17 protein-coding genes are annotated in these 26407 nt (G+C 68.4%); 6 read left to right on the plus strand and 11 right to left on the minus strand.

The genetic code is table 11. The annotated features are described in order from the left end of the window. Positions 1 to 195 precede the first annotated feature (195 nt). From C7444_RS18385 to C7444_RS18415, 7 genes are all read right to left on the minus strand, one after another. Positions 196 to 1506 (minus strand): citrate synthase, encoded by a 1311-nt coding sequence (locus C7444_RS18385; RefSeq protein WP_110402350.1) that lies wholly within the window; start codon positions 1504 to 1506, stop codon positions 196 to 198. Between the two features lie 69 nt (positions 1507 to 1575). Beyond that, positions 1576 to 1845, minus strand: a complete 270-nt coding sequence (locus C7444_RS18390; RefSeq protein ID WP_110402321.1) for an FAD assembly factor SdhE — start codon at positions 1843 to 1845, stop codon at positions 1576 to 1578. A gap of 35 nt (positions 1846 to 1880) precedes the next feature. Then, the gene (locus C7444_RS18395; RefSeq protein ID WP_110402322.1) at positions 1881 to 2588 is read right to left on the minus strand and encodes a succinate dehydrogenase iron-sulfur subunit; all 708 of its coding nucleotides are present in this window, start codon (positions 2586 to 2588) and stop codon (positions 1881 to 1883) included. A gap of 22 nt (positions 2589 to 2610) precedes the next feature. Next, complete coding sequence (gene sdhA, locus C7444_RS18400; protein ID WP_110402323.1) at positions 2611 to 4419, minus strand: succinate dehydrogenase flavoprotein subunit; 1809 nt, start codon at positions 4417 to 4419, stop codon at positions 2611 to 2613. Further along, a complete protein-coding gene (sdhD, locus tag C7444_RS18405) occupies positions 4419 to 4784 on the minus strand; it encodes a succinate dehydrogenase, hydrophobic membrane anchor protein (RefSeq protein ID WP_110402324.1) in 366 nt (121 codons plus the stop codon). The genes sdhA and sdhD overlap by 1 nt, the downstream gene beginning before the upstream one ends. 27 nt (positions 4785 to 4811) lie before the next feature. Beyond that, positions 4812 to 5234, minus strand: a complete 423-nt coding sequence (gene sdhC / locus C7444_RS18410) for a succinate dehydrogenase, cytochrome b556 subunit (protein ID WP_110402325.1) — start codon at positions 5232 to 5234, stop codon at positions 4812 to 4814. Positions 5235 to 5327: 93 nt separating this feature from the next. Further along, positions 5328 to 6104 (minus strand): GntR family transcriptional regulator, encoded by a 777-nt coding sequence (locus C7444_RS18415; RefSeq protein WP_110402326.1) that lies wholly within the window; start codon positions 6102 to 6104, stop codon positions 5328 to 5330. Positions 6105 to 6262: 158 nt separating this feature from the next. Here C7444_RS18415 and C7444_RS18420 point away from each other — a divergent pair, with 158 nt between their 5' ends. The 4 genes from C7444_RS18420 (at position 6263) to acnB (ending at position 11767) form a co-directional block, all read left to right on the plus strand. Next, positions 6263 to 7249, plus strand: a complete 987-nt coding sequence (locus tag C7444_RS18420) for a malate dehydrogenase (RefSeq protein ID WP_110402327.1) — start codon at positions 6263 to 6265, stop codon at positions 7247 to 7249. Positions 7250 to 7376: 127 nt separating this feature from the next. After that, positions 7377 to 8408, plus strand: coding sequence for an HpcH/HpaI aldolase/citrate lyase family protein (locus tag C7444_RS18425; protein WP_110402328.1), 1032 nt, complete (start codon positions 7377 to 7379; stop codon positions 8406 to 8408). A gap of 140 nt (positions 8409 to 8548) precedes the next feature. Then, complete coding sequence (locus C7444_RS18430; RefSeq protein ID WP_110402329.1) at positions 8549 to 8974, plus strand: hypothetical protein; 426 nt, start codon at positions 8549 to 8551, stop codon at positions 8972 to 8974. Positions 8975 to 9175: 201 nt separating this feature from the next. Then, positions 9176 to 11767: a bifunctional aconitate hydratase 2/2-methylisocitrate dehydratase gene (acnB, locus tag C7444_RS18435; protein ID WP_110402330.1), complete on the plus strand. Its 2592-nt coding sequence runs from the start codon at positions 9176 to 9178 to the stop codon at positions 11765 to 11767. A 113-nt stretch (positions 11768 to 11880) separates the two neighbouring features. On the opposite strand, the gene C7444_RS18440 is transcribed toward acnB, so the two are convergent. Beyond that, a complete protein-coding gene (locus tag C7444_RS18440; protein WP_110402331.1) occupies positions 11881 to 17268 on the minus strand; it encodes a DUF7379 domain-containing protein in 5388 nt (1795 codons plus the stop codon). Positions 17269 to 17611: 343 nt separating this feature from the next. Between C7444_RS18440 and C7444_RS20815 the strand changes: the two genes are divergently transcribed. Both C7444_RS20815 and C7444_RS18450 read left to right on the plus strand, forming a co-directional pair. Then, positions 17612 to 19579, plus strand: coding sequence for a methyl-accepting chemotaxis protein (locus tag C7444_RS20815; protein ID WP_110402332.1), 1968 nt, complete (start codon positions 17612 to 17614; stop codon positions 19577 to 19579). Positions 19580 to 20025: 446 nt separating this feature from the next. Further along, positions 20026 to 21918, plus strand: coding sequence for an acyltransferase family protein (locus C7444_RS18450; RefSeq protein WP_110402333.1), 1893 nt, complete (start codon positions 20026 to 20028; stop codon positions 21916 to 21918). A 36-nt stretch (positions 21919 to 21954) separates the two neighbouring features. Here the strand turns inward: C7444_RS18450 and C7444_RS18455 are convergent, their stop codons facing one another. The 3 genes from C7444_RS18455 to C7444_RS18465 all read right to left on the minus strand — a co-directional run bounded on the left by C7444_RS18455 (position 21955) and on the right by C7444_RS18465 (position 26407). Then, complete coding sequence (locus tag C7444_RS18455; protein WP_110402334.1) at positions 21955 to 22740, minus strand: tRNA-uridine aminocarboxypropyltransferase; 786 nt, start codon at positions 22738 to 22740, stop codon at positions 21955 to 21957. A gap of 179 nt (positions 22741 to 22919) precedes the next feature. Beyond that, complete coding sequence (locus C7444_RS18460; protein ID WP_110402335.1) at positions 22920 to 25796, minus strand: ATP-binding protein; 2877 nt, start codon at positions 25794 to 25796, stop codon at positions 22920 to 22922. Beyond that, positions 25793 to 26407 carry a hypothetical protein gene (locus C7444_RS18465; RefSeq protein WP_110402336.1) on the minus strand — a complete coding sequence of 205 codons (615 nt, stop codon included), beginning with the start codon at positions 26405 to 26407 and terminating at the stop codon, positions 25793 to 25795. The genes C7444_RS18460 and C7444_RS18465 overlap by 4 nt, the downstream gene beginning before the upstream one ends.

Here is a 26407-nt window from a genome sequence, read left to right on the forward strand (position 1 = left end):
TCAAGGGCCTGCTCTAAGCCCTGCCCTGCCGCCCGCTCGGCACGCTCCGGGCCCGCGGGCTCCAGGCCTCAAGCCGTCGCTCGCGACGGCTTTTTTTCGACCACGCGCCGGGAGCGGGCAGCAAAAAGGGTCCCGCAGGACCCTGGGTGCGACCTGCACGATCCGGCCGGAGCCGGAGCGTGCATCAGGTGCCGATCAGCGTTCGCCGACGGGCTGCACGTCGCGCGAGGCCGCGCCCACGAACAGCTGGCGCGGACGGCCGATCTTGTACTCCGGATCGCTGATCATCTCGTTGAGCTGGGCGATCCAGCCGACCGTGCGGGCCAGCGCGAAGATGCCGGTGAACAGGTTGACCGGGATGCCGATGGCGCGCTGCACGATGCCGGAGTAGAAGTCGACGTTCGGGTAGAGCTTGCGGCTGACGAAGTATTCGTCTTCCAGCGCGATCTTCTCCAGCTCCTTGGCCAGCTTGAACAGCGGATCGTTCTCCAGGCCCAGCTCGGCCAGCACCTCGTTGCAGGTTTCCTGCATCAGCTTGGCGCGCGGGTCGTAGTTCTTGTAGACGCGGTGACCGAAGCCCATCAGCTTGACGCCGGAGTTCTTGTCCTTGACCTTCTCCATGAACTCGCCGACCTTGGAGACACCGCCCTGGCGCTGGATGTCTTCCAGCATGTTCAGGCAGGCTTCGTTGGCACCGCCGTGGGCGGGGCCCCACAGGCAGGCGACGCCGGCAGCGATGGCGGCGAACGGGTTGGTGCCCGACGAGCCGCACAGGCGGACCGTCGAGGTCGAGGCGTTCTGCTCGTGGTCGGCGTGCAGGATGAAGATGCGGTCGAGGGCGCGCTCGAGCACCGGGTTGACCACGTACTCCTCGCACGGCGTGCCGAACATCATGCGCAGGAAGTTGCCCGAGTAGCTCAGGTCGTTCTTCGGGTACATGTAGGGCTGGCCGATGCCGTACTTGTAGGCCATGGCCACCAGCGTGGGCATCTTGGCGATCAGGCGGATGGCCGCGACGTGGCGGTGCTCCGGGTTGTTGATGTCGGTGCTGTCGTGATAGAAGGCCGACAGACCGCCGATCAGGCCGGTCAGCACCGCCATCGGATGGGCGTCACGGCGGAAGCCGCGCAGGAAGAACTGCATCTGCTCGTTGACCATCGTGTGGTTGATGACGAGCTTGTGGAAGTCGCTGCGCTGCGTGGCGTCAGGCAGGTCGCCGTTGAGCAGCAGGTAGCAGGTGTCGAGGTAGTCGCACTGGGTGGCCAGCTGCTCGATCGGGTAGCCGCGATACAGCAGCTCGCCCTTGTCACCGTCGATGTAGGTGATCGTGGAGTTGCACGACGCGGTGGACAGGAAGCCCGGGTCGTAGGTGAACTTGCCGGTCTGGGCGTAGAGCTTGCGGATGTCGATGACGTCCGGGCCTACCGTACCCTTGTAGATCGGCAGGTCCATCTTCGGACTGCCGTCCGAGAACGACAGGGTGGCTTTCACGTCGGAGGGAGTCATCATCGCAAAGTCCTCTAGGTCAAATAATGTGTTGCAGAGCCCAGCCGCTGAGCGCGACAGGTCGGTGGCTCAGGGGCGCTGACGCAGCTGCGCCAGCACGTCCACGACTTCGGGCCGAGCCAGCTCGCCCTCCGGCTCACGCCGTTGCAGCAGGAGGTCGAGCAGATCGTTGTCGGCCAGGTCCATCAGCAGTTCGATCCCGGCGGCCTGGCGCACCGTCAAGGTGCTCTCGTACCGCTGGAAGAAGCGCTCGATGAACAGATCGTTCTCCAGCAGGCCCCGGCGGCAACGCCACCGGAGCTTGCTGAGTGCCCGTTCATCAAGCAAGCCGTGGTCCATCGCGGGATCGGATACCGATGTGCCGGTCACGTCGTTCACACCGCGCGGCGGATCATCAGTTCCTTGATCTTGCCGATGGCCTTCGTGGGGTTCAGGCCCTTCGGGCACACGTCCACGCAGTTCATGATCGTGTGGCAGCGGAACAGACGGTACGGATCTTCCAGATTGTCCAGACGCTCGCCGGTGGCCTGGTCGCGGCTGTCCGCGATGAAGCGGTAGGCCTGCAGCAGACCGGCCGGGCCGACGAACTTGTCCGGGTTCCACCAGAAGCTCGGGCAGCTCGTCGAGCAGCTCGCGCACAGGATGCACTCGTACAGGCCGTTGAGCTCGTCGCGCTCTTCGGGAGACTGCAGGCGCTCCTTGTCGGGCAGCGGCGTGTCGTTGATCAGGTAGGGCTTGATCGAGTTGTACTGGTTGAAGAACATCGTCATGTCCACGATCAGATCGCGGACGACGGGCAGGCCCGGCAGCGGCTTGAGCACGATCACGCCCGGCAGGTCGCGCATGTTCGTCAGGCAGGCCAGACCGTTCTTGCCGTTGATGTTCATCGCGTCCGAACCGCAGACGCCTTCGCGGCAGGAGCGGCGGAAGCTGATGGTCGGGTCGACGGCCTTGAGCTTGATCAGGGCGTCGAGCAGCATGCGCTCGTTGCCTTCGAGCTCGACCTCGATGCTCTGCATGTAGGGCTTGGCATCCTTGTCCGGATCGTAGCGGTAGATCTGGAACGTGCGCTTCTGTGCCATGTTGTTTACTCCTGTTGCACGCTTAGAAGGTGCGGACCTTGGGCGGAACGGACTCGACCGTCAGCGGCTTGAGCTGCACCGGCTTGTACGACAGGCTGTTGGTGGCGCTGTCCCACAGGGTGTGCTTCATCCATTCGCGGTCGTTGCGGCCCAGCGGGAACTCGGCATCGTCGGCGCCACGCTCGTAGTCGTTCACGGTGTGGGCACCCCGGCATTCACGGCGGGCGGCGGCCGAGACGATCGTGGCCTGGGCGGCCTCGATCAGGTTCTCGACTTCCAGCGCCTCGATGCGCGCGGTGTTGAACACCTTGGACTTGTCCTTGAGCGTGATGCCCTTGACACGTTCGCGGATCGCGGCGATGGAGACCACACCCTCGTCCATCATCTTCTGGGTGCGGAACACGCCGGCATGCTTCTGCATCGAGGCACGCAGGTCGTTGGCGACGTCCTGGGCGTATTCGCCCGAGGTGCTGCCATCCAGACGCGCCAGGCGCGACAGCGCGAGGTCGGCGGCGTCCTTGGGCAGTTCCTTGTGCGAGCGCGGAGCGTTCTTGATCGCGTCGACGATGTGGTTGCCGGCCGCGCGGCCGAACACCAGCAGGTCGAGCAGCGAGTTCGTGCCCAGGCGGTTGGCGCCGTGCACCGACACGCAGGAGCATTCGCCCACGGCGTACAGGCCGTTGACGACGCTCTTGTAGTCGTCGCCCTTGGGAGCGACGACCTGGCCGTTGATGTTGGTCGGGATGCCACCCATCTGGTAGTGGATGGTCGGCACCACCGGGATCGGCTCCTTGGTGATGTCGACGTTGGCGAAGTTGTGACCGATCTCGAACACCGAGGGCAGGCGCTTGAGGATGGTGTCGCCACCCAGGTGGGTCATGTCGAGCTGGATGTAGTCCTTGTTCGGACCGCAGCCACGACCTTCCTTGATCTCCTGGTCCATGCAGCGCGAGACGAAGTCACGCGGTGCCAGGTCCTTCAGCGTCGGGGCATAACGCTCCATGAAGCGCTCGCCGTTGACGTTGCGCAGGATCGCGCCTTCGCCGCGGCAGCCTTCGGTCAGCAACACGCCCGCGCCGGCCACGCCGGTGGGGTGAAACTGCCAGAACTCCATGTCCTGCAGCGGGATGTTGGCGCGTGCGGCCATGCCCAGGCCGTCACCGGTGTTGATGAAGGCGTTGGTCGAGGCCGCGTAGATGCGACCGGCACCGCCGGTGGCCAGCAGCGTGGTCTTGGCCTCGAGGATGTGGACCTCGCCGGTCTCCATCTCGAGCGCGGTCACGCCCACCACGTCACCGTCGGCGTCGCGGATCAGGTCCAGCGCCATCCATTCGACGAAGAACTGGGTGCGCGACTTGACGTTCTGCTGATACAGCGTGTGCAGCATCGCGTGGCCGGTGCGGTCGGCCGCGGCGCAGGCACGCTGCACCGGCTTCTCGCCGTAGTTGGCGGTGTGGCCGCCGAACGGACGCTGGTAGATCGAGCCGTCGGCATTGCGGTCGAAGGGCATGCCGAAGTGCTCGAGCTCGTAGACCACCTTCGGCGCTTCACGGCACATGAACTCGATCGCGTCCTGGTCGCCCAGCCAGTCGGAGCCCTTGATGGTGTCGTAGAAGTGATAGTGCCAGTTGTCCTCGCTCATGTTGCCCAGCGAGGCACCGATGCCACCCTGTGCCGCCACCGTGTGCGAACGGGTCGGGAACACCTTGGACAGCACCGCCACGTTCAGGCCGGCACGGGACAGTTGCAGGGAAGCACGCATGCCGGAGCCACCGGCACCGACGATGACGACGTCGAACTTGCGGCGCGACAGATTGGAACCAACAGACATTACAGCCTCCAGAGCACTTGGACCGCCCAGCCGGCACAGCCGACGAGCCACGCGACCGTGGCCACCTGCAGCGACAGGCGCAGCCCGACCGACTTGGTGACGTAGTCCATGTAGATATCACGCACACCGACCCAGGCATGCCATGCCAGGGAGACGATGACGACAAAAGTCAGGGTCTTCATCCACTGGGCGGAGAAGATCGCCGCCCAGCGGTCATAGCCCAGCGGGCCGCCCAGCAGCACCTGGGCCAGCAGCACGATGGTGAACAGCGCCATCAGCACGGCGGTCATGCGCTGCACGAGCCAGTCGCGCAGACCGTAATGCGCGCCGACGACGACACGCTTGGAACCATAGTTCTTGGACATGGAAAACAACTGCCTCTCGGAAAGGGTTCAGAACAGACCGAACAGCTTGGCGCCCAGGGCCACGGTCAGCACCAGGCTGATCGCGAAGCTGACCACGGCCGACGAATGGCCCTGCTGCTTGGTGACGCTGTGGGTCGCGTCCATCCAGAGGTGGCGCACGCCGGCGCAGAAGTGGTGCAGGTAGGACCAGATCAGGCCCAGCACGACCAGCTTCATGAACCAGCCGGGCAGCACGCCCCAGCCCGCGGTGAAGACCGACGTGAAGGCGTCGTACGAGACTTCCGAGCTGACACTGTTGTCGAACATCCAGATGATGAACGGCAGCAGGACGAACATCACCACCCCGCTGGCGCGATGGAGGATCGACAGCTTGGCTGCCAGGGGAAGTCGGTACTGCGTGGCGTCGATCAGACGCATCGGGCCTGGCCGCTGCTTGGTGGTGGCTGTCATGACGTGCCTTTTTGGTGAGAAGGTAAACCGATCGATTTTATTGCAATGCAGCAGAGTTGGTACGTCCGGTGTGGCAGGCGCCCCACCCCTGCTTCAGCTGAGTTCGTTGCGATAGTGATGCCCGTGGGTGTTGTACAGGCCGCGCCGGAGCTCGACCGGCTTGTCGCCGTAGGTCATGGACAGGCGCTCGACGCTGAGCAGCGGAGCCCCTGCCTGCACCGACAGCACGACGGCCGTGGCCTCGTCGGCCACCACGGCGCGGATCTTCTCCTCGGCCCGGATCATGCGCACCCCGAACTCGGATTCGAACAGGCTGTAGAGCGGCCCGCGGTATTCACTCAAGCGTTCGGCGGTCAGCCCCTTGAAGAGGGAGCCCGGCAACCAGATGTCGTCGAGCACCACCGCCACCCCCGACTGCGACAGCGTGCGGCGGATCTGCACGACCGTGTCGCCGGCGCGCAGATCCAGCGCCCGCGCCACGTCGGACGGCGCCCGCAGGCGGCGGCAGTCGAGGAACTGGCGCTGCATGCGCAGCGGCGGCATGCCATCCTCGGGCTGCAGCCGCAAGAAGCGGTACTGGATCTTCTCTTCGTTGTGGGTGGCGACGAACGTGCCCTTGCCCTGACGTCGAACCAGCAGATTCTCCGCGGCAAGTTCGTCAATAGCCTTACGCACCGTGCCCTGGCTGACACGAAAGCGCGCCGCGAGCTCCAGCTCGCTCGGGATGGCCTCGCCCGGACGCCATTCACCGCCCTGCAGACCCCGCATGATCAGGGCCTTGATCTGCTGATAAAGTGGACTGAAGGCAGGCGTGGCCCCACCGCCACCATCGGATGCGGACTGTGCGGAAGGGGGGGCCTGGTTCGACATCCCCGGATTGCAGCACAAGGCCGCACACCGTTGCAATCGTCTGGTCAAAGATGTCTTATATAAGACATAAGATCGTTGACAGCCATGGGGGCGAGACCTAGACTGAAAGGCTAATCCCGCCCAAAATTTAGGTCCAACTTCCTCCAAGGAGTCCGTCCATGAGCAAGAGCCCCGTCCGTGTTGCCGTCACCGGCGCCGCTGGTCAGATCGGTTACGCCCTGCTGTTCCGCATCGCCTCCGGCGAAATGCTGGGCAAGGACCAGCCCGTGATCCTGCAACTGCTGGAAGTGCCGGTCGAGAAGGCTCAGGAAGCGCTCAAGGGCGTGATCATGGAGCTCGAGGACTGCGCCTTCCCGCTGCTGGCCGGCATCGAGGCCCACAGCGACCCGATGGAAGCCTTCAAGGACACCGACTACGCCCTGCTGGTCGGCTCGCGTCCCCGCGGCCCGGGCATGGAGCGTGCCGAGCTGCTGTCGATCAACGGCGCCATCTTCACCGCCCAGGGCAAGGCCCTGAACGCCGTCGCCTCGCGCAACGTCAAGGTGCTGGTGGTCGGCAACCCCGCCAACACCAACGCCTACATCGCGATGAAGGCCGCGCCAGACCTGCCGGCCAAGAACTTCACCGCCATGCTGCGCCTGGACCACAACCGCGCCGCCTCGCAGATCGCCGCCAAGACCGGCAAGGCCGTGGCCGACATCCAGAAGCTGGCCGTGTGGGGCAACCACTCGCCGACCATGTACGCCGACTACCGCTTCGCCACCATCGGTGGTGAGTCGGTCAAGGACATGATCAACGACGAAGCCTGGAACCGCGACGTGTTCCTGCCCACCGTCGGCAAGCGTGGTGCCGCGATCATCGCCGCACGCGGCCTGTCGTCGGCCGCCTCGGCCGCCAACGCCGCCATCGACCACATGCGCGACTGGGCCCTGGGCACCAACGGCGCCTGGGTCACGATGGGCATCCCGTCCAACGGCGAATACGGCATCCCGGCCGAGACGATGTTCGGCTTCCCCGTCACCTGCGAAGGCGGCGAATACAAGATCGTCGAGGGCCTGCCGATCGATGCCTTCTCGCAGGAGTGCATCAACAAGACCCTGGCCGAGCTGGAAGGCGAGAAGGACGGCGTCAAGCACCTGCTGTGATGCCTCGCTGACGCAGGCAGGCCGGCGGTCCCCCGATCGGCCGGTCGCAGCGTCACAATGCAGCCAGTCTGGCAACGGACTGGCTTTTTTTTGCCCGTCTCCTTTCCTTCACGCACCGGCACGACCCATGAGCGCTCCTTCCGTTCCCCTGGTCCACCCCCGCGACGCCCTGTTCGAGTCCGACGAGCGGGCACCGACCCTGCCGGTCTGCGACCACTACGCCGGCGTCGAGGTGCGCATGCGCAAGGCCCTGGCGCTGCAGGCCGAACTCGGGCCGGTGTTCGACGTCACGCTCGACGGCGAGGACGGCGCTCCGGTGGGCGGCGAAGTCGAGCACGCCCACCTGATGGCCGAGCTGGTCGACTCGACCGCCAACCACCACGACCGTGTCGGCGTGCGGGTGCAGACCGTCGATCACCCGGCCTTCGAGGCCATGGTGGACACGGTGGTCGCACGCGCCGGCGCCCGCCTGGCCTACCTGATGGTGCCCAAGCCGCGCCACCTGCAGGACATCGAGCAGGCGATCGCCGCGATCGACGCCGCCAGCCGGCGCCACGGCCTGGGTCGCTCCATTCCGGTGCACACGCTGATCGAGACCCACGGCGCGCTGCGCGAGGTCGAGGCGATCGCCGCCCTGCCCCGCATCGAGTCGCTGTCCTTCGGGCTGATGGACTTCGTCTCCGCCCACCGGGGCGCGATCCCGCACAGCGCGATGACCGCGGCCGGCCAGTTCAGCCATCCGCTGGTGGTGCGCGCCAAGCTGGCGATCGCCGCGGCCTGCCATGGCCGGGGCAAGACGCCGTCGCACTGCGTGGTGACCGAGTTCAAGCACCTCAACGCGCTGCAGGACGCGGCCACGCGCGCCTGCCGAGAGTTCGGCTACACGCGCATGTGGAGCATCCACCCCGACCAGATCCGCCCGATCGTCGAGGCGTTCTCGCCGACGACCGCCGAGATCGATCTGGCCATCCAGATCATCGAGGCGGCCCAGCAGGCGCAGTGGGGGCCGATCCGCCACCGCCACCAGGGCCAGGACCAGCTGCACGACCGCGCCAGCTACCGCTACTTCTGGCACGTCATCGAGCGGGCCCACCGCACCTCGCTGCACGGCCAGGCCCAGCTGCCGGTCGAGGTCAGCGCGCGGTATTTCGGCACCTGACCGGCGCCGGCAGGCCCCGCCGCCGTGACGGAACGCATCCACCCGGCCGCTGCGGGCACGACTTGCAACAGACCAGGCGGCCAATCGGCGCACAATCCGCCCGCCTGAATGCCCGTAGCCCTTTCTCCCGGAGTCCGAACATGCCCACCCTCCTGCGCACCCTGATCTGCACCACCGCCGCCGGCCTGTGCCTGTCGCTCGCTCCGCTGAGCCAGGCCGCCACCAAGGCCGCCAAGAAGACCGAAGCCGCCGCCCCGGCGCCGCTGCCCGAGCTCAGCGAGGAGCAGCTGTCCAACGCCGGCCGGGTGCTGACCGGCGACCAGGCCTGCGAGTTCAACCAGACGGTGAAGGTCGAGCCCAACGCCAAGTCGGGTTATTTCGACATGGATTTCAAGGGCAAGAAATACGTGCTGGCGCCCGAGCCGACCACGACCGGCGCGGTGCGCCTCGAGGACAAGAAGAACGGCCTGGTCTGGATCCAGATCGCCAACAAGTCGATGCTGATGAACTCCAAGATCGGCCGCCGCCTGGTCGACGAGTGCGTGCATCCGTCCCAGAAGGCCTGATCCCCGCGCACCCGGCCCTGCGGCCGCACGACGCCGGTGTCCCCGGTGTTGTGCGGCCGTGTCATTTTGTGGCGCCACAAGCCCGTTGAAATCACGGTGGCTCTTGGCAAGTCTTATATAAGACTTAAAATCAACGATTGATCCGGCGCCGGCTTGCGAGTCGTCTGTCCGGCACGTTCGTCACCCTGCACGGAGCACCTCATGCTGCAAGCCTATCGCCAACACGTCGCTGAGCGCGCTGCGCTCGGTATCCCGCCCCTGCCGCTGGATGCCAAGCAAGTCGCCGATCTGATCGAGCTGATCAAGAATCCGCCCGCTGGCGAAGATGCGTTCCTGCTGGACCTGCTGACCCATCGTGTGCCCCCGGGCGTGGACGATGCCGCCAAGGTCAAGGCCTCGTTCCTGGCCGCGGTCGCCCATGGCGACCTGGCCGTCGGCCTGATCTCCAAGGCCAAGGCCACCGAGCTGCTGGGCACGATGGTCGGTGGTTACAACGTGCACCCGCTGATCGAGCTGCTCGATGACGCCGAAGTCGCCGGCGTCGCCGCCGAAGGTCTGAAGAAGACCCTGCTGATGTTCGACTTCTTCAACGACGTCGCCGAGAAGGCCAAGGCCGGCAATGCCCGCGCCAAGGAAGTCGTGCAGAGCTGGGCCGAGGCCGAGTGGTTCACCACCCGCCCCGAAGTGCCCAAGTCGATCACCGTGACCGTCTTCAAGGTGCCTGGCGAGACCAACACCGACGACCTGTCGCCCGCCCCCGACGCCTGGAGCCGCCCGGACATCCCGCTGCACTACCTGGCGATGCTGAAGAACACCCGCGAAGGCGCGGCGTTCACGCCGGAAGAGGACGGCAAGCGCGGCCCGATGCAGTTCATCGAGGACCTGAAGAAGAAGGGCAACCTCGTGGCCTACGTCGGCGACGTGGTCGGCACCGGCTCCTCGCGCAAGTCGGCCACCAACTCGGTGATCTGGGCCACGGGCCAGGACATCCCGTTCGTGCCGAACAAGCGCTTCGGCGGCGTCACGCTGGGCGGCAAGATCGCGCCGATCTTCTTCAACACGCAGGAAGACTCCGGCTCGCTGCCGATCGAGGTCGACGTGACCAAGCTCGAGATGGGCGACGTGGTCGACGTGCTGCCCTATGACGGCAAGATCGTGCGCAACGGCGAGACCGTGGTCGAGTTCAAGCTCAAGAGCGACGTGCTGTTCGACGAAGTGCGCGCCGGTGGCCGCATCAACCTGATCATCGGCCGCTCGCTGACCGCCAAGGCGCGCGAGTTCCTGGGCCTGCCCGCGTCCACGCTGTTCCGCCTGCCCTCGACGCCCACCGCCACCAACGCCGGCTTCACGCTGGCGCAGAAGATGGTCGGCCGTGCCGTCGGCCTGCCGGAAGGCCAGGGCGTGCGCCCCGGCACCTACTGCGAGCCGAAGATGACCACCGTGGGTTCGCAGGACACCACCGGCCCGATGACCCGCGACGAGCTGAAGGACCTGGCCTGCCTGGGCTTCTCGGCCGACCTGGTGATGCAGTCCTTCTGCCACACCGCCGCCTACCCGAAGCCGGTCGACGTCAAGACCCACCGCGAGCTGCCCAAGTTCATCTCCAGCCGCGGCGGTGTCGCGCTGCGTCCGGGCGACGGCGTGATCCACTCGTGGCTGAACCGCCTGCTGCTGCCCGACACGGTGGGCACCGGCGGTGACTCGCACACCCGTTTCCCGATCGGCATCTCCTTCCCGGCCGGCTCCGGCCTGGTGGCCTTCGGTGCGGCCACCGGCGTGATGCCGCTGGACATGCCCGAGTCGGTGCTGGTGCGCTTCAAGGGCCAGATGCAGCCCGGCATCACGTTGCGCGACCTGGTGCACGCCATTCCGCTGTACGCCATCAAGGCCGGTCTGCTGACCGTCGCCAAGGCCGGCAAGAAGAACGTGTTCTCGGGCCGCATCCTCGAGATCGAAGGCCTGCCGGACCTGAAGGTCGAACAGGCCTTCGAGCTGAGCGACGCGTCGGCCGAACGTTCGGCCGCCGGCTGCACCGTCAAGCTGAACCCCGAGCCGATCAAGGAATACCTCACCAGCAACGTCGTGCTGATGAAGAACATGATCGCCGACGGTTATGCCGACGCCCGCACGCTGGCGCGCCGCATCGAGAAGGTCGAGGCCTGGCTGGCCAAGCCCGACCTGCTCGAGGCCGACCAGGACGCCGAATACGCGGCCGTGATCGAGATCGACCTGAACGAGCTGACCGAGCCCGTGCTGTGCTGCCCGAACGATCCGGACGACGCCAAGCTGCTGAGCGAAGTCGCCGGCGCCAAGATCGACGAGGTGTTCATCGGCTCGTGCATGACCAACATCGGTCACTTCCGCGCCGCCTCCAAGCTGCTCGAAGGCAAGCGTGACATCCCGGTCAAGCTGTGGATCGCCCCGCCGACCAAGATGGACGCTTCGGAGCTGACCAAGGAAGGCCATTACGGCGTGTTCGGTGCCGCCGGCGCGCGCACCGAGATGCCGGGCTGCTCGCTGTGCATGGGCAACCAGGCACAGGTGCGTGAAGGTGCGACCGTGGTCTCGACCTCGACCCGCAACTTCCCGAACCGCCTGGGCAAGAACACCTTCGTCTACCTGGCGTCGGCCGAGCTGGCCGCGATCGCGTCCAAGCTGGGTCGCATCCCGACGGTGGCCGAGTACGCCGCCGACATGGGCGTGATCAATAAGGACGGCAGCAAGATCTACACGTACCTGAACTTCGACAAGATCGAGGAGTATGCCGAGACCGCCAAGGGCGTGACCGCCTGATCGGTGCCATGCTGAGGGCATGAGCAGGCGGCCACGCCGCCTGCTGCGCGCACGAGGCCTGCCGGGGTGACCCGGCAGGCCTTTCCTGTTCCATGGGCGGTCCGAGCGCGGCCTCAGCCGGCCTCCAGCGCCAGCCTGAACTTCTGCAGCGCGGCGCGCAGCTTCCTGTGTTCACCCGACGAGGGCAGCAGCTCGATCAGCCAGGCCAGCTGGGATCGGATCGAATCCTGCTGGCCGGCGTTGCCCAGACGCCGCAGCAGTTCTTGCTGGGCCGCCACGAGGCGACGCCGCACCGGCTCGCGGTCCAGGCCCGAGCCGGCGGGGCCGTCGAGCATCGCCCACAGCGCATCGACCCGGGTGGCCTCCAGTTTGGCCTGGGCGTGGAAGAACTGGCGCTGCTCGCCGTAGCGGCGCCGGCCGTCGGCCACCGCCTCGGCCAGCCAGGCGCTGCGCTGCGCCACCAGGGCGTCGAGCACGGAACGATCCCCTTGTGCCGCCAGCACGATCGCCGCGTCCAGCGTCTGCAGCGTCGGGTAGTGGTCACGCGTGCCCTCGAGCTGCAGCGACAGCTCGCTGGCGCTGCGACAGGCCTGGATCATCTCGAGCAGGTTCGCCTGCACGGTGTCGTCCTCGCCACGGCGGCGGCTCGCCAGGGCCGCACGTTTCCAGTACGAACCCAGCAGCGCCAGCCGCTCGGGCGTGCGCCCCAGCAGCAGCAGGGCCTGCAGGCGGGCATGGCCCGCCGCCAGCAGCCGGGCGCCTTCCGCGGCGGTCTGCGGCTGCCGGCCCAGCGCGTCGCCCAGCCGCACCTCGAGGTTGGCCAGCTGCTCGATCGCCTTCAGGCTGGCGGCGGCCTCGTTGCAGCTGAGCGCCGCGCGGTAGTGCTCGATGGCCCGGGCCTTGTCGCCCAGGTCGGCCCAGGCCTGCGCCAGGCGCTCGCGCACCGGCGCCAGGTGGAAGAAGCGCGTGCGGGCCGCCTCCTCGATGCGCGCCAGGCGCACCTGGTAACGCTGCTGGTCCGGCGAGGCCACCGAGCCGATGCGGGCCAGCAGCCAGTCGAGGTCACCGAGCACCTGGCCCGCATGCAGGTAGTCGGGCGCCTGCCAGGCGTCGCGCTGCAGCTCCTTCAGACGGAAGCGCTCGTCGCCATACGCCTGGTAGGCCCCCCAGGTGTTGCTGGCGGGGTGGGCGCGCCAGGTGGTGGCCCGGGCCTGCAGCACCGCCTCGCCGAAGTTCGCGCCGTCGAGCAGGGCCGACCAGAAGGTGGTGGCGAAGGTCTCGGCCGCCGCATCGTCGACCGCCCAGCCGGCGGCGACCACCGCCTTGCAGCCCATCTCGATGAACTCGGTGGCCAGGTTGGCGGCCAGCTGGCCCCAGCGCTGGGCTTCACCCTGCATGTTGCCCAGGTGGCAGCAGTTGAGGAACACCACTTCGGGCACCCGCCTGAGCTTGCTGACCTGTGCGGCGGTCAGGTAGGTGTCCGGACCCAGCACCACGCCGGTGAAGCGCTGCTCCCCTTGGGCGACCACCCCGTGGGCCGCCAGGTGGATGGCGCGGTAGCAGCCGTCGAACAGCGAGACCAGCACGGCCTGGCCTTCGGGCCGGTCGAGCCGGGTGACGGCGTAGGCCTTGTCCTGGAAGCGGCGCGCCACCTCGACGGCCTCCTGCCGGGCGCCGTCGAGCTCGACCAGGCCGGAACGGGTGTCGCCGACCACCAGCACCCGGCACTCGTCGACCGTCGCCACCTGGCGGCGCCCGTAGGGCGAGGCCAGCTGGCGCACCAGGCCCACCCGCGTGGCCAGCGGCTGCTCGTGCTGGCCCGCCTCGTCGCGCATCATCTCCCACGGGTAGGCCGCGGCCACGGCGTCGACGCCGAGGATCAGGCCGCGCAGATCGGGCAGCGCGGCCTTGAAGCCGTTGGGCACCATCAGCTCGAACAGCGCCCGCGACAGGCCAGGCTGGTCCTGCGTGGACAGCGTGGCCGAGCGGATCAGGCCGTCGACCGCCTGGCGCTGGTCGGGCTCCTCGTTGACCTCGTTGCGGGCCCGGTCGGTGACCAGCGTGAAACGCAGGCCCAGGCCCGGCCGTTCGGTGATGTGCACCCGCTGCCAGCCGTTGGCGCCGCCCCCGTCGCCCCGACGGCCGAGGTAGCGCCCCTGCCCCAGGTGGATGCGGCCGTCAAAGCGCAGGTCGTCGCTGAACTTGCCGTCGAGCGCCAGTTCACGCAGCGCGCCGGCCGCGGCGATGACCCGGGACTCCTCGTCCTCGAAGAGGGTGAGCGCCCCGAGCCGCACCGCCATCTTCGCCTGCCGCAGCATCAGGTTGGCACGGCGCAGCGCCTCGACCAGCGCGCGCACGCCCAGCTCCACGCTGAGCCCGGCATAACCGGTGCCCACCAGCAGCGTCGACAGGCCGATGGCCCGCACCTCGTCACGCTCGGGGGGATGACCCTGAGCCCAGACCCGGGCGTATTCCAGCACGCCGCTGCACAGCGCGCGGGTCAGCTCGCCCGGCTGCAGCTCGCCCAGCGCGCCCAGCCCGACGACGATCGCGCCCCCCGGCCGGCTGCCCTCGAGCGGCGGCAGGAACACCATCGCATCCCCCGGCACGCTCGGATAGCGCCCCATCGCCTGGGCCCGCTTCAGCCCGTCGCCCAGGTGCTGGTCGAGGAACAGCGCACTGCCGCTGAGCGGGTCGTTGGCATAGGCACCGATCAGCACCGGCGTGTCCGCGCAGGCCAGGCTGCCGTGCACGATCGTCACCTCGACCGGCTCGCTGCGGCGCCGGGCCACCCGGCGGCCCGGCATGCGCCCGCCCACGGCGGCGGCCAGCACCTCGTCGGCGCTCGGGTAGAGCGTGTGCACCGCCAGCGGCGCCGGGCTGAACTGCAGCGCACCGGCATCACGGGCCGCACCGAGCGAGGTCGGCAGGCGGCACTGGCCGGTGTCGATCAGGCGCACGTAGTCGTCGAAGGCCACCTCGTGGTCGAGCAGATCCCCGTGGGCGGCCTCGACGAACCAGGCCCGCAGCGCCTCGGGCCGCCCGGTCTCCCAGGGCACCCGGCCATCGCCCTGGCCGCTCCAGCCGATCTCGACCTGGCCGTCGACCAGCCGGATCGCCATCGGCGTGCGCTCCTTGCCACCGACGTAGAGCGTGCACTCGGGATCGAGCGGTGCGGCCTGGATCTGCTGCACCGCCGCACGCGCCTGCTGCAGCCGCCGTTCGTCGGGCACGACCCAGCCGTCACCGGCCCCGCGGGCGCGGTCGAAGTCCAGGTCGGCCCCGCGGCTGCGGCCGGCCTGCCGGTTCTCGGCGTCCTGGGCATGCCAGGCCAGCCACTGCGCATGGCTGAAGTAGTCGCAGCCGTCGATCGCGACCTCGCCGGCCCCGCCGGGCACCGGCTTCACCGGCCAGGGCAGCAGCTCCAGCACGCCGGGGAAAGCGCTGACGATCGCCAGGAACTCGCGCATGTCGTGTTTCCAGTCGGCCCAGCGCTCGATCTTCTGCACGAAGGCGTCACGCCCCAGCAGCACCGCGGCCATGCTGTGCGAACCGCCGTTGGGCGTGCCGAACTGCACCAGGCGGCTGCCCTCGACGGCCTTGAACCGGTCCCAGCGACCCTTCAGCGCCAGACGGGCGACCAGCCCGCCCATCGAGTGCGCGACGATGCGCAGCGGCTGGCGGCGCAGGCGGGCGTCGTCCATCGCCTGGTCCAGCACGGCCCCGAAGCGCTGCGCCGCGTCGACGATGGACAGGCGCCAGTCGTAGGTGAAGGGCCGCAGCTCGTGGGTCTGCGCCAGGTGCTGGGCAAAACGCTCGTAGGACGCGTCCATCCAGCCGTCGGTCTGCACCTCGGTCGCGTCGACCTGCAGCTGCTCCATCTGGCCGGCGGCCATGCTGAAGGGCTCGAACCAGATGCGGTTGCGTCCCCGCGCCAGGTGGCTGCCCATGATGCCGGGCAGCAGCAGCGCGATCGGCGCGGTGTCGCGCGGGCGGATGTGCACGCCCCCGCGGGCCAGCGGGGTGCGCGACGGTGCGGCCAGCCGCTCGAAGCCGCTGCTGTCGCCGGCCAGCGCCGCCAGCAGCGGCCTGACGCTGTCGGCGCGGCGGAAATAGCTCAGGTGGTGCACCGCCGGCCCGGCCAGCGCCTTCAGCCACAGCCCCTGCAGGCGCACGGCCCCCCCGCTCATCGACGGCGTGTTCACCACCAGGTCGGTCTCGCCGCCGTAGTAGGACTCGGACAGGCAGTCGCCCAGCCAGGACAGCAGCCCCTCGCCCTCGAAGTCACCGGCGATGACATGCAGCGACGCGTCGAGCTCCACGTCGGGCGCGTTCAGCAGCGCCACCAGCGGCGAGTCCGGCATCATCGCCTCGAGCCCCGGCAACAGCCGGGCATCGGTGCGGGCCCGCACCAGCGCCAGCGCCAGCGACTTCAGCAGGTCGCCGCCCCGGGCGATCGGCTGCAGCCCGGGCACCGCGCCCAGGCCGGCGCCCAGCAGGTTCAGCATCACCGTGGCCCAGCGATCGAGCCGGCCCGACGCGAGGGTCGTGCCACGCGCGGTGGCCGCCACGCGCACGAAACGCTCGACCCGCAGGCCGCGCTGCTTCATCTCGAGGCCCAGCGCACGCAGGCGGTCGGCGTCCTGCTCGGCGCCCTGCCGACCGGTGCGCTGCGCGTGCTGCAGGAAACGGTCGATGTCCTCCTCGGTGAACGGCGCCGCCCCGACCCGCTGGGCGCGCGCCAGCAGCTCGCCCAGCAGCCCCCCGCGGGAGTGGCTCACCAGGTGCAGGCAGGTGCCCCTGGGCAGGCGGCGGATCAGGTCGAGCACGTTGGCGATCGGCCCTTCGGTCAGCGAACGGTGCTCGTAGCCGTAGATCCGGTCGCCATACAGGCGACGCAGCGTGTCCCGGGCGTCCAGCTCGCTCTTGCCGCCGCCCCACAAGGCCCGGAAGCTGCCTTCGCAGCTCGAGGCCGTGCCGTGCAGGAACAGCAGCACCGGCCCGGCCTGCGCCGGCAGGGCCTCGACCGGCTCGGGCGCCCAGCGCTCGGTCGGCAGGCGATGCAGGCCCAGGCGGTGATCGAGCTGGCTGTCCTGGAACGCCCCGGCCGCCAGCACCGCCGTCACGCCGACCGGACCGGTGCGGTAGACCTTCAGCGCCTTCAGTGCCCAGGTGCCGAGCCCGTCGCGGCGGGTGCCGGCCAGCGCATGGGGCCCCGCCAGCCGCAGGGCCGGACCGACCGTCAGCGTGGCCGGCGCGTCCGCCCCGCGTGAGGTCGCCGGACCGAGGTAGCGCGACGCATCCTCGGCCGCGACCAGCAGCTGCACGCCGTTGTCGAGCACCAGCTCCAGCACCCCGTCGGCGGGCAGCTCCAGCCGGGTCGGCTCATCGCCTTCACCGCGGGCCGCACCGGCCAGCGTGTAGTGGTCGGCCGACCAGCCGGCAGCCGCCTCCTGGGTGACGGCGCTGGCATGCAGGCTGAGCACGACGGTGGCGGACATGGCGGTCTCCTGAAGGTGACTTGTTCATTGCCGGCACCGAGTCTAGGCCGACAAGGCCGGCAAGCCCAGCTCCGCAACCCCTTGTTCAGGGGATCGGGTGACAGATGGTTTCGAATGTGCAAACCGGTCGCCTGACCCGGTCATTCTTCATGACGAATGCGCCACGGAAATCCCGCGTCAGTTTCTCGTCAATTTGACTGGAATCAATGAATGAATCGAAATCAGGCCGTCCATTCCCTTCGCCAGCACGACGGAGATCAACACCGCCAATCAGGTGCTTATTTGATCGAAAGGATTTCCGGAGCCACTTCGATACTCGTCACCCGATAAAGGAATCCATCTGATGACCGTTCGTTCCTCACCATGGCGGAGCGCCGGTGTCGGCACCAAGCTGACGCTGGGCGCCTTCGCCCTGATCACCGTCGCCCTGGCCTTGTTCGTGTGGGCCATCGGACATTCGGTGAGCCGGGCCATCGAGGCCCGGGCCGCCGAGGAGCTGCAGGAGAAGACGCGGCTGCTGACGGATCTGGTCGACACCTCCGACAAGGACCTGAAGGCCCGCACCGGATTCCTGGCCCGGGCGCTGCAGCAGCGACTGGCCGGGCGTTTCGAGCTCAGCGCCGACACCGTCGACATCCACGGGGTCGCCACCCCGACGCTGCGGCGCGACCAGCAGCCGCTGAACCTCGACTTCACCCTCGTCGACGATTTCACCCGCACGACCGGCGCGGTCGCCACCGTGTTCGCCAAGAGCGGCGACGACTTCGTGCGCATCACCACGTCGCTGAAGAACGCCAGCGGCGAGCGCGCGGTCGGCACGCTGCTCGACCGCGCGCACCCCGGCTGGCGCGCCACCCGCGACGGCGCGAGCTACACCGGCCTGGCCACGCTGTTCGGCCGCCAGTACATGACGCAGTACGACCCGATCAAGGACGAACAGGGCCGCATCGTCGGCCTGAGTTTCATCGGTCTCGATTTTTCCGAATACCTGGCCCACCTCAAGACCACGCTGCAGAACATCCGGATCGGCCAGGCGGGTTATTTCTACGTGCTCGACGCCCGGCCGGGACCGCACCTCGGCGACCTGATCGTGCACCCGACCCGGGCGGGCCAGAACATCTTCGACCAGAAGGATTCGAGCGGCCGGGCCTTCATCCGGGAGATGGTCGAGCGCAGGAATGGCGCCATCCGGTATCCATGGCAGAACCAGGAACTCGGGGAAACCAGCGCACGCGACAAGATCGTCGCCTTCTCCTACGTGAAGAACTGGGACTGGATCATCGCCGGAGGCACCCACGTCGACGAATACACCGCCGAGATCACCAGCCTGCGGAACCTGTATGCGCTGATGGGCGCCGGCTTCGTGGCCCTCATCTGCGCCCTGCTCTACCTGCTGGTGCGGCGCCTGGTCACCGTCCCGCTGGCCCAGGCCAGCCAAGCCGCTCGGGCCATTGCCGCAGGCGACCTGACGGTGGCGCTGCGCTCGGATCGGCGTGACGAGATCGGCACCCTGATGGCGGCCATGGACCGCATCGGCAGCAGCCTGACCGGGGTCGTGCGCTCGGTGCGGCAGAACTCCGAAAGCGTGGCCACCGCCTGCGGCGAGATCGCCCAGGGCAACCAGGACCTGTCCGCCCGCACCGAAAGCCAGGCCAGCGCGCTGCAGCAGACCGCCGCGTCGATGGAAGAGCTGGGCTCGGTCGTGCGGCAGAACGCCGGCAACGCCCGCCAGGCCGACCAGCTGGCCCGGGACGCCAGCACCGTGGCGATCGAAGGCGGACGGGTCGTGGCCGAGGTCGTCGACACGATGAAGGACATCAACGCCTCGAGCCGGCGCATCGCCGACATCATCCAGGTCATCGACGGCATCAGCTTTCAGACCAACATCCTCGCGCTCAACGCCGCGGTGGAGGCGGCCCGCGCCGGTGAATCCGGCCGGGGCTTCGCCGTCGTCGCCAGCGAGGTGCGCACCCTTGCCAGCCGCAGCGCCAACGCCGCCCGGGAGATCCGCAGCCTGATCCACGACAGCGTCGAGCGGGTCGAGAGGGGCAGCGCGCTGGTCGACCAGGCCGGCGCCACCATGTCCGACGTGGTCGACGGCATCCACCGGGTCAGCACGCTGATGGGCCAGATCAGCACGGCCAGCACCGAGCAGGACACCGGCGTGGCCCAGGTCGGCGAGGCCGTGACCCAGATCGATCAGGCCACGCAGCAGAACGCCGCGCTGGTCGAGCAGATGGCCGCAGCCGCGGCCAGCCTCAGCGCGCAGGCCGACGACCTGGTGCGCTCGGTGGCGGTCTTCAGGGTGTAGCCCCCCGCCGGAGCGGCTCGAGCACCCTGCCCGCCAGCATGCGCTGGCGGGCTTTTTGACGTCCGATGGCTTCGCCACCGCCGCGCCGCGGTGCGCCACACCGATTGCGTTCCCGCAACGGCCCTCGAAAGGGACGGGCATTTCCCGGGCAGTCGTCCTACAATAAATTGTGAATGACTGTAACCTCACACTCGCCATGCTGACGACGCCCTGTCGGGGCCGCGAGTTGCCGCTCGGCTATTTCTGCTCCGTGACACCGCCCTGAGCGCGGTCGGCCGCCGGCAACTTCCTGCTGCACCGCGGCCCTGCGGCTGACGGATCCATCCCGGGTCCGTCCCGTTCGTTCGACCTGAACCCGGACACATCGGATCGCCGATGTGCAGCCTCGCCATGCCGCGCCCGTGCGCGGCCTGCCCGCCGCCGCCCAACCTCCAGTTCACAGCGCCATGACCACTTCTCCACAAGCCTACCGGGCCGACATCGACGGACTGCGCGCGCTGGCCGTGCTGCCGGTGGTGGCCTTCCACGCCGGCGTGTCCGGCATCCCCGGGGGCTTCGTCGGTGTCGACGTGTTCCTGGTCATCTCCGGCTTCCTGATCACCGCCATCCTGGCCCGGGAGATCGAGCGCGGCGAGTTCAGCCTCTGGCGCTTCTACGACCGGCGCATCCGGCGCATCGTGCCCGCGCTGATCACGATGTTCGCCGCCGTGTGGCTGGTGGGCGCGCTGGTGCTCTACCCGCCCGAGATGCGGCTGCTGGGCGAGAGCATGGCCGCCGCGCTGCTGTCGGTGGCCAACCTCTACTTCTGGCAGACGATCAACTACTTCAACCCCGGCGACACGGTGCTGCTGCTGCACACCTGGTCGCTCGGGGTGGAGGAGCAGTTCTACCTCGTCTTCCCGCTGCTGCTGGCCTGGCTGCACCGCCGCGGGCAGGCCCCGCTGCGGCTGCTGCTGATCGTGCTGGCCCTGTCGCTGGTCGCCAGCTCGATCGGCGTCTTCCACTGGCGCTCGGCCACCTTCTACCTGCTGCCCACGCGCGCCTGGGAGCTGCTGGTGGGCGCCTGCCTGGCGCTGTGGCGTCCGTCATTCCGGATCGCCCCGCTGCTGCGCCAGGCGATGGGCGCGGCCGGCCTGGCGCTGATCCTGTTCGCCATGCTGCACTTCAACAAGGACGGCGCCTTCCCGGGCCTGCGGGCGCTGTTTCCCTGCGTGGGCGCGGCGCTGATCATCCTGGCCGGCAGCCCGGGCGGCAGCTCGCTGGTCAACCAGCTGCTGTCCACCCGCCCGCTGGTCTTCATCGGGCTGATCTCCTACTCGCTCTACCTGTGGCACTGGCCGGTGATGGTGTTCCAGAACACCGCCGCGCTGTTCTTCCCGGACACGACCCCGGCCGCGCTGGTGCAGGTCGGCGTGATCGTGCTGTCCATCGTGCTGGCCACCGCCTCGTGGTGGTTCATCGAGCGTCCGTTCCGCGGCGCCTGGGGGCTGTCGCGCCGCACGGCCATGGGCCTGGCCGGCGGTGGCACGGCGGTGGCGCTGACGATGAGCGGTGTGGCGGCCGCGCTGCCGCAGTCCTTCCCGACCCATGGCGACGCGTCGGTGGCCGTCGTCGCCAGCTACCTCGACTATCCGCAGGATGCCGGCACCCGCGTGGGCACCTGCTTCCTGCTGCCCGAGGACCGGCAGGAACAGTTCGATCCCGCCACCTGCCTGCGCTCGGACCCCGCCCGCAAGAACTACCTGCTGGTGGGCGACAGCCACGCGGCCCACCTGCTGCCCGGCCTGACCCGGGCCTGGCCGCAGGCCAACATCATGCAGGCCACCGCGGCGGGCTGCCTGCCCGTGGTGGGCTGGCAGACCGGCATCAGCAGCTGCGTGCGCTTCATGCGCGACACCTTCGACCAGCGCCTGTGGGCCCAGCCGGTCGACGCCGTGCTGCTGAGCGCCCGCTGGAGCGAACACAGCCTCGACGAGGCCAGCCGCACGCTCGCCTGGCTGCAGCGCAAAGGCATGCGCACCATCGTCTTCGGCCCCGTGCCCCGCTACGACATGGCCGTGCCCCGGCTGCTCGCCAATGCCGTGCGCAGCGGTGACCCCGACCTGCTGCGCCGGCACATGGACCCCGGCCTCGACCGGCTCGACCGCCAGATGGCCGACCTCGCCCACCGCCACGGCGCCCGCTACATCTCCGTGTTCCGGTCGCTGTGCGCCAGCGGCCAGTGCCTCTCGCAGACGCCCGAGCTCATCCCCATGCAGTACGACCGCAGCCACCTGACGATCGAAGGCTCGGAACTGCTGGTGCGGCAGTGGCTGCGCAGCGGGGTGCTCGGCCCCTGACCCCCGGCGGGCAGGCCGCCCGCCCGGCCCCTCCGTTCAGCGCGTGCAGGCAATGGCCTCTTCATGCAGCGCGCGCAGGCGCTGGTGCGCCTCGTCCTGCTCGTCCGGCGGCACGCTCTGCCGGGCCTGCAGGTAGCGGCGGCTGAACACGTCCAGGTAAGCCTCCAGCGTGCGCGCCGCATGCAGGTCGCCCGCCAGCGCCAGGCACCGTGCGGCCACCTCCGAGGTGCACAGGTGATGCCCGTGCGACGCCTGGCGCAGCCGGTAGGACGAGCCCTGGCCGGGCGGCAGGCTCAGCACCGGCAGGCACTCCAGGTACGCACTCTTGCGGAAGATCTTGCGCGCCTCGGCCCAGGTCCCGTCCAGCAGCACGAACAGCGGCCGCACGCCTGCGCCGCCCGCCCCGCCCTCATCCGCCGCAGCCCGCGCCGGCATCGCCTCGGGCAGCAGGCCGGTCACCACCCGCCGCGCCGCCGCGAACTCCCCCGGAAACACCAGGTAAGGCTGCCACTGCGGATCGGCCAGCACGGCCAGCAGCGCCGGATCGGCCACCAGGCGCTCCCAGCCGAACGCCATCGTGTCGGGCACCACGTCGGCGATCAGCCAGCCCGTGTTGCTGGGCTTGAGCGCCTCGAACTCGCCCATGATCAGGCACACCCCCGCCCGCGTGGGCACCACCGGCCGCCACGCGCACATGCAATGGCTGGGCAGCAGCCGGCAGCCCGCGCAACGCACCTGGCGCAGCGGCCCGCGATCCAGCCGCGGTCGGGTCGGACAGTGCGTCAGGCAGGCGGTGCGCAGGCGGGAAACGGCGTGGGGCATGCGGAGGAGTCTACGGGGCGGATCCCTACGCTACGATCCGCCCTCTTGCCACCGATGACCGATCCGGGAGTCCCTTGCTGATACTGATACGCCCCTTTTCAGTCGGCGTCACGGTACATCAGCCAGCTGAGCGCTGATGTCCGGCGCCTTGGGCGCCCCAGGGGTGACGGCCGCTTCAGTCACTGATCGGACTCGAACTCGGCAGAGTTGAAGCGCAGCACCTTGCAGTTCTCGTTCACCGCCCGCTGCACTCCATCATCAAACCCCACTGGAGCTTCGGCCTCCAGCTCGATCGAGATGCGCACCTTCACGCCGTGCTTGGTGGTGAACTGCTGGACCACCTCGTCGACGATGTCAGCGAACTGCTTTTTGGCCAGGGTCGGATCAAGGTCGATGCTGCCGTAGAAGCGGCGCTTGGGGGCTGCAGCTGGCGTCGTCGGGGCCGGGGGCATGCCGCTGGTGCCAGTACCGGGCTTACGCTCTTCAACGCCCGGTGCAGACGTGCCAATGCCGGTGGTCAAGCCGCCAGGGCCTGGGAACGGCGGCGGCGTCGGCTCGGTCTTGCGGGCGGCCTCTTCCTCAGCGCGCAGCTTCTCGGCATAGGCCTGCGCGGCAGGCGGCGCAATCAGCAGCAGGCTGGCATCCATGATGATGATGCTGCGCTTGCCGTAGACGAAGCCCAGGTAGCACCCCTCGGCCTTGCCTTGGGCCACGGCGAAGAAATCTTGGCTCTCGACACCGGCACCCACGGTCAGCTGGAAGACTTGGTCGTCCTTCAGGCGCGGGAGGTAGAGGTACTGGCAGGTCTTCTGCCAGACATCCAGTGCAGTGGCTTCAGGCTGCTGATCCTTCCAGAACCACTGTCGCAGCATGGTGGCCAGGTGGATGGGAGCCCACTCGGTGATCAGGAGTTCGTTCTCCTTCATCACGCGCTCGATCTCTTGCGACGCATTGGCCGAGCCGGGGTTCAGGGCGAAGTGCTCCCACTGAATCTCGCTCGGTCCCTTGCCGGGTCGAACTTCCTGCACCGGCGCCAGCAGCCACTTGTAGGTCTCGCGCACCATGCGGCGCAGCGCGTCGTTGGCGTCGTCCAGGCCCTTCTGCGCCTGCTTGGTCTGGATGCCGTCCAGGTTCAGTTTGCCGTCCTTGCCGTCGCTGACGATGGACTGCCAGGCCAGCATCGAGCGCACCTGGTCACGCAGGCGGGACACGTTGTCGTAGTCGGCCGCCATGAAGATCAGGCGGTTCTGCTTCTGGCGGGGCGAGTCGCCACGGTTCCTCAGAATCTCGCTGGCGCGGTCCACGGCCAGGTTGATGGTGTTGCCCGCTTGGGGGCGGCTGAAGCCCGCGTCCGGCGCCAGTACCACCAGGCGCAGCGCCCAGTCGTCGGGTACGTCGCCGCTGCCGGTGAAGACGTGGATGCCGGTGAACATGCCGGTGGCCAAGCTCTTGCGCACGCGGTCCTGGATGGCAGGGAACACGTCTTCCTTGTCCTGGAAGCGGCGCTTGCGGTCTTCCATCTCCCGGCGCAGGTTGGGCCGGGTATCGAACCAGAATCGGTTACTGCCGCTGTTGAGATAGTGCAGGCGGTCGCCCAGGCGGCGCAGCGCGTCCTTGTAGACGCCCAACTGCTGGCCAGGAATGGCCACGCCCAGCACCACGCGCTCCAGCTCCAGCCCGCGCACCACCTGGTTGGCCGTGCTCGGCGCGCTGCCCAGAAAGATGGCCCGCGCCGCGCGGCGGCAGGCCTGCACGGCGCCCAGGCGGGTGTCCTGGTTCTCGATGGCGGTGGTCTCGGCGCGCTCGCCGTCCACGTCGCGCTCCAGCACCGGGTCCCAGCCCTGGGGCAGGTAGTAGATGATGTCGTTGCGCGTGTCGGCGTCGTAGACGGGCAGGCTGCCCGGCATGATCAGCGGGTCCTTGTTGTCGTCCTTCCACAGCCGGTGGATGACCTTGGCCATCAGCTTCAGCACGCCCCGGGTGCGCTGGAAGTTGTCCAGCGACGACCAGTCCTCGTACAGGCGGTCGAACACCTCGGGGTGGATCGGGTAGGCGTGAAGCAGGCGCTCGTAGTAGCGGCCTTCCTGCGTCTCGCGCGGCAGATCGTCCTTGTTGGCCACGTAGTAGTCGGCGAAGGTTCGGCACACGCTTTCAGCGGCCAGCCGGTCGCCGATCTGGCTGAACAGCCGGCGGCGCACGATCTCGAAGGCTTCCTCCGTGGCCACCGGCTTCCACAGTGCCTGCACCCGGCCGAAGTAGTGCGCCAGGGTGGCCAGCGCCTTCACACCGCGTTGGCTGCCGGCTTCCTTGTCCGACTCCGGCAGCGAGGCCAGCAGCACGGCCGTGGGCACCGCCTTCAGCGCCTCGGTCAGGGCTTGGATGAAACTGAGGTTGGAATCGAACGTGCCGCCCGTCAGCGACTTGCCTTCCTCGAACTGGCGCACGTAGGCTACCAGCTCGTCGATCAGGATCACGCAGGGCGCATAGTGCGCCAGCAGCGTCTCCAACACGGCCTTGCCGGGCGAGGTGCCCGAGGCGTCGGCATCGGCCACCAGGGCGTAGCCATCGGCGCCGCCCAGCTGCCAGGCCAGGTCGCCCCACAGCGTGCGCACGGTCACGCCGCCATGATTCACCGGCTGGTTGGGTGAGGATTTGATGCCGTCCAGCACCGCGATGCGCGCGTGCGGCAACTCGGCCACGCCAGCCGCATCCAGGATGGCCGACACGCCCGGCATGTCGCTGGCCGGCACCTGGGCGCTGGCCAGGTGGTAGACCGCCAGCATGGTGTGCGTCTTGCCGCCGCCGAAGGCCGTCTGCAGTTGGATAACCGGGTCACCGCCCCGGCCCGACAGGCGCTTGACCACCGAATCCAGCAGCAGCCGCATACCCCCGGTGATGAAGGTGCGCTGGAAGAACAGCGCCGGGTTCTGGTACTCGGGCGTTGCCGTGCCGGCATGCACGCGCGAGATGTCGGCGGCAAACTCGGCTTGGGCAAAAGTGCCCTTGAGCACGTCTTCGTGGGGGACGGCGATTTCTCGCCAAGGCTTCAGGCTCACGGTGTGACTCTCCCGACCGTCCAGGGTAGTGTTGGCGCGGTGATGTTTTCGTTGACGACATGACACGTCACGTCGAAGGCCCGCAGGCGCTGTTCCAGTGCTGTTTTCAGCCGGCTGGCCAAGCGGCCATAGTCTGGAATGTTCCAAGTAAGCAGCAGCACCACATTCCATCTGGACCCTGTCATGCAAGCTGCGACAAAGGGCCGAACCGCTGCAGCGTGGGCGTCGGTGACAGGCGCACGGGCTGCAGCCGTCAGGGTTGCCACCGTGCCGACCACCTTCTGCAGCACCTCATCGGCTACGAACATCTTGGCTCGCTTGGCTTCGACCCGCCCTTTCCAGCCTTGCTCGTTGGCCCAGGTCTGGGTGGCCTTGACCTCGGATGGCGGATCTATCGCCAGACGCGGCAGGTTGTCGGCCTCGTAGCCGACGCAATCCTTGATTTCGATCCACCAGTGATGCCCATCAGGCCCCCGGGCCGTGACGTCCATGGCCATGACGCCGTGGGCGTTGAGGTGGCTGACGGCGTACCACGGCGTCTTGTCGAACTGGATCGCATGCCAGCCGGGGTTGAACGTCAACTGCAGCGTGCCTTCGGTAATCGGCTCCAT

It is taken from the genome of Sphaerotilus hippei (genome assembly GCF_003201595.1).
Lineage (GTDB): Bacteria > Pseudomonadota > Gammaproteobacteria > Burkholderiales > Burkholderiaceae_C > Sphaerotilus > Sphaerotilus hippei.

Bases quoted from the DNA above. Each gene is read 5' to 3' on its own strand.
- C7444_RS18385 (WP_110402350.1), bottom strand. From the start codon at position 1,506: ATGACTCCCTCCGACGTGAAAGCCACCCTGTCGTTCTCGGACGGCAGT.
- C7444_RS18390 (WP_110402321.1), bottom strand. From the start codon at position 1,845: ATGGACCACGGCTTGCTTGATGAACGGGCACTCAGCAAGCTCCGGTGG.
- C7444_RS18395 (WP_110402322.1), bottom strand. From the start codon at position 2,588: ATGGCACAGAAGCGCACGTTCCAGATCTACCGCTACGATCCGGACAAG.
- sdhA (WP_110402323.1), bottom strand. From the start codon at position 4,419: ATGTCTGTTGGTTCCAATCTGTCGCGCCGCAAGTTCGACGTCGTCATC.
- sdhD (WP_110402324.1), bottom strand. From the start codon at position 4,784: ATGTCCAAGAACTATGGTTCCAAGCGTGTCGTCGTCGGCGCGCATTAC.
- sdhC (WP_110402325.1), bottom strand. From the start codon at position 5,234: ATGACAGCCACCACCAAGCAGCGGCCAGGCCCGATGCGTCTGATCGAC.
- C7444_RS18415 (WP_110402326.1), bottom strand. From the start codon at position 6,104: ATGTCGAACCAGGCCCCCCCTTCCGCACAGTCCGCATCCGATGGTGGC.
- C7444_RS18420 (WP_110402327.1), top strand. From the start codon at position 6,263: ATGAGCAAGAGCCCCGTCCGTGTTGCCGTCACCGGCGCCGCTGGTCAG.
- C7444_RS18425 (WP_110402328.1), top strand. From the start codon at position 7,377: ATGAGCGCTCCTTCCGTTCCCCTGGTCCACCCCCGCGACGCCCTGTTC.
- C7444_RS18430 (WP_110402329.1), top strand. From the start codon at position 8,549: ATGCCCACCCTCCTGCGCACCCTGATCTGCACCACCGCCGCCGGCCTG.
- acnB (WP_110402330.1), top strand. From the start codon at position 9,176: ATGCTGCAAGCCTATCGCCAACACGTCGCTGAGCGCGCTGCGCTCGGT.
- C7444_RS18440 (WP_110402331.1), bottom strand. From the start codon at position 17,268: ATGTCCGCCACCGTCGTGCTCAGCCTGCATGCCAGCGCCGTCACCCAG.
- C7444_RS20815 (WP_110402332.1), top strand. From the start codon at position 17,612: ATGACCGTTCGTTCCTCACCATGGCGGAGCGCCGGTGTCGGCACCAAG.
- C7444_RS18450 (WP_110402333.1), top strand. From the start codon at position 20,026: ATGACCACTTCTCCACAAGCCTACCGGGCCGACATCGACGGACTGCGC.
- C7444_RS18455 (WP_110402334.1), bottom strand. From the start codon at position 22,740: ATGCCCCACGCCGTTTCCCGCCTGCGCACCGCCTGCCTGACGCACTGT.
- C7444_RS18465 (WP_110402336.1), bottom strand. From the start codon at position 26,407: ATGGAGCCGATTACCGAAGGCACGCTGCAGTTGACGTTCAACCCCGGC.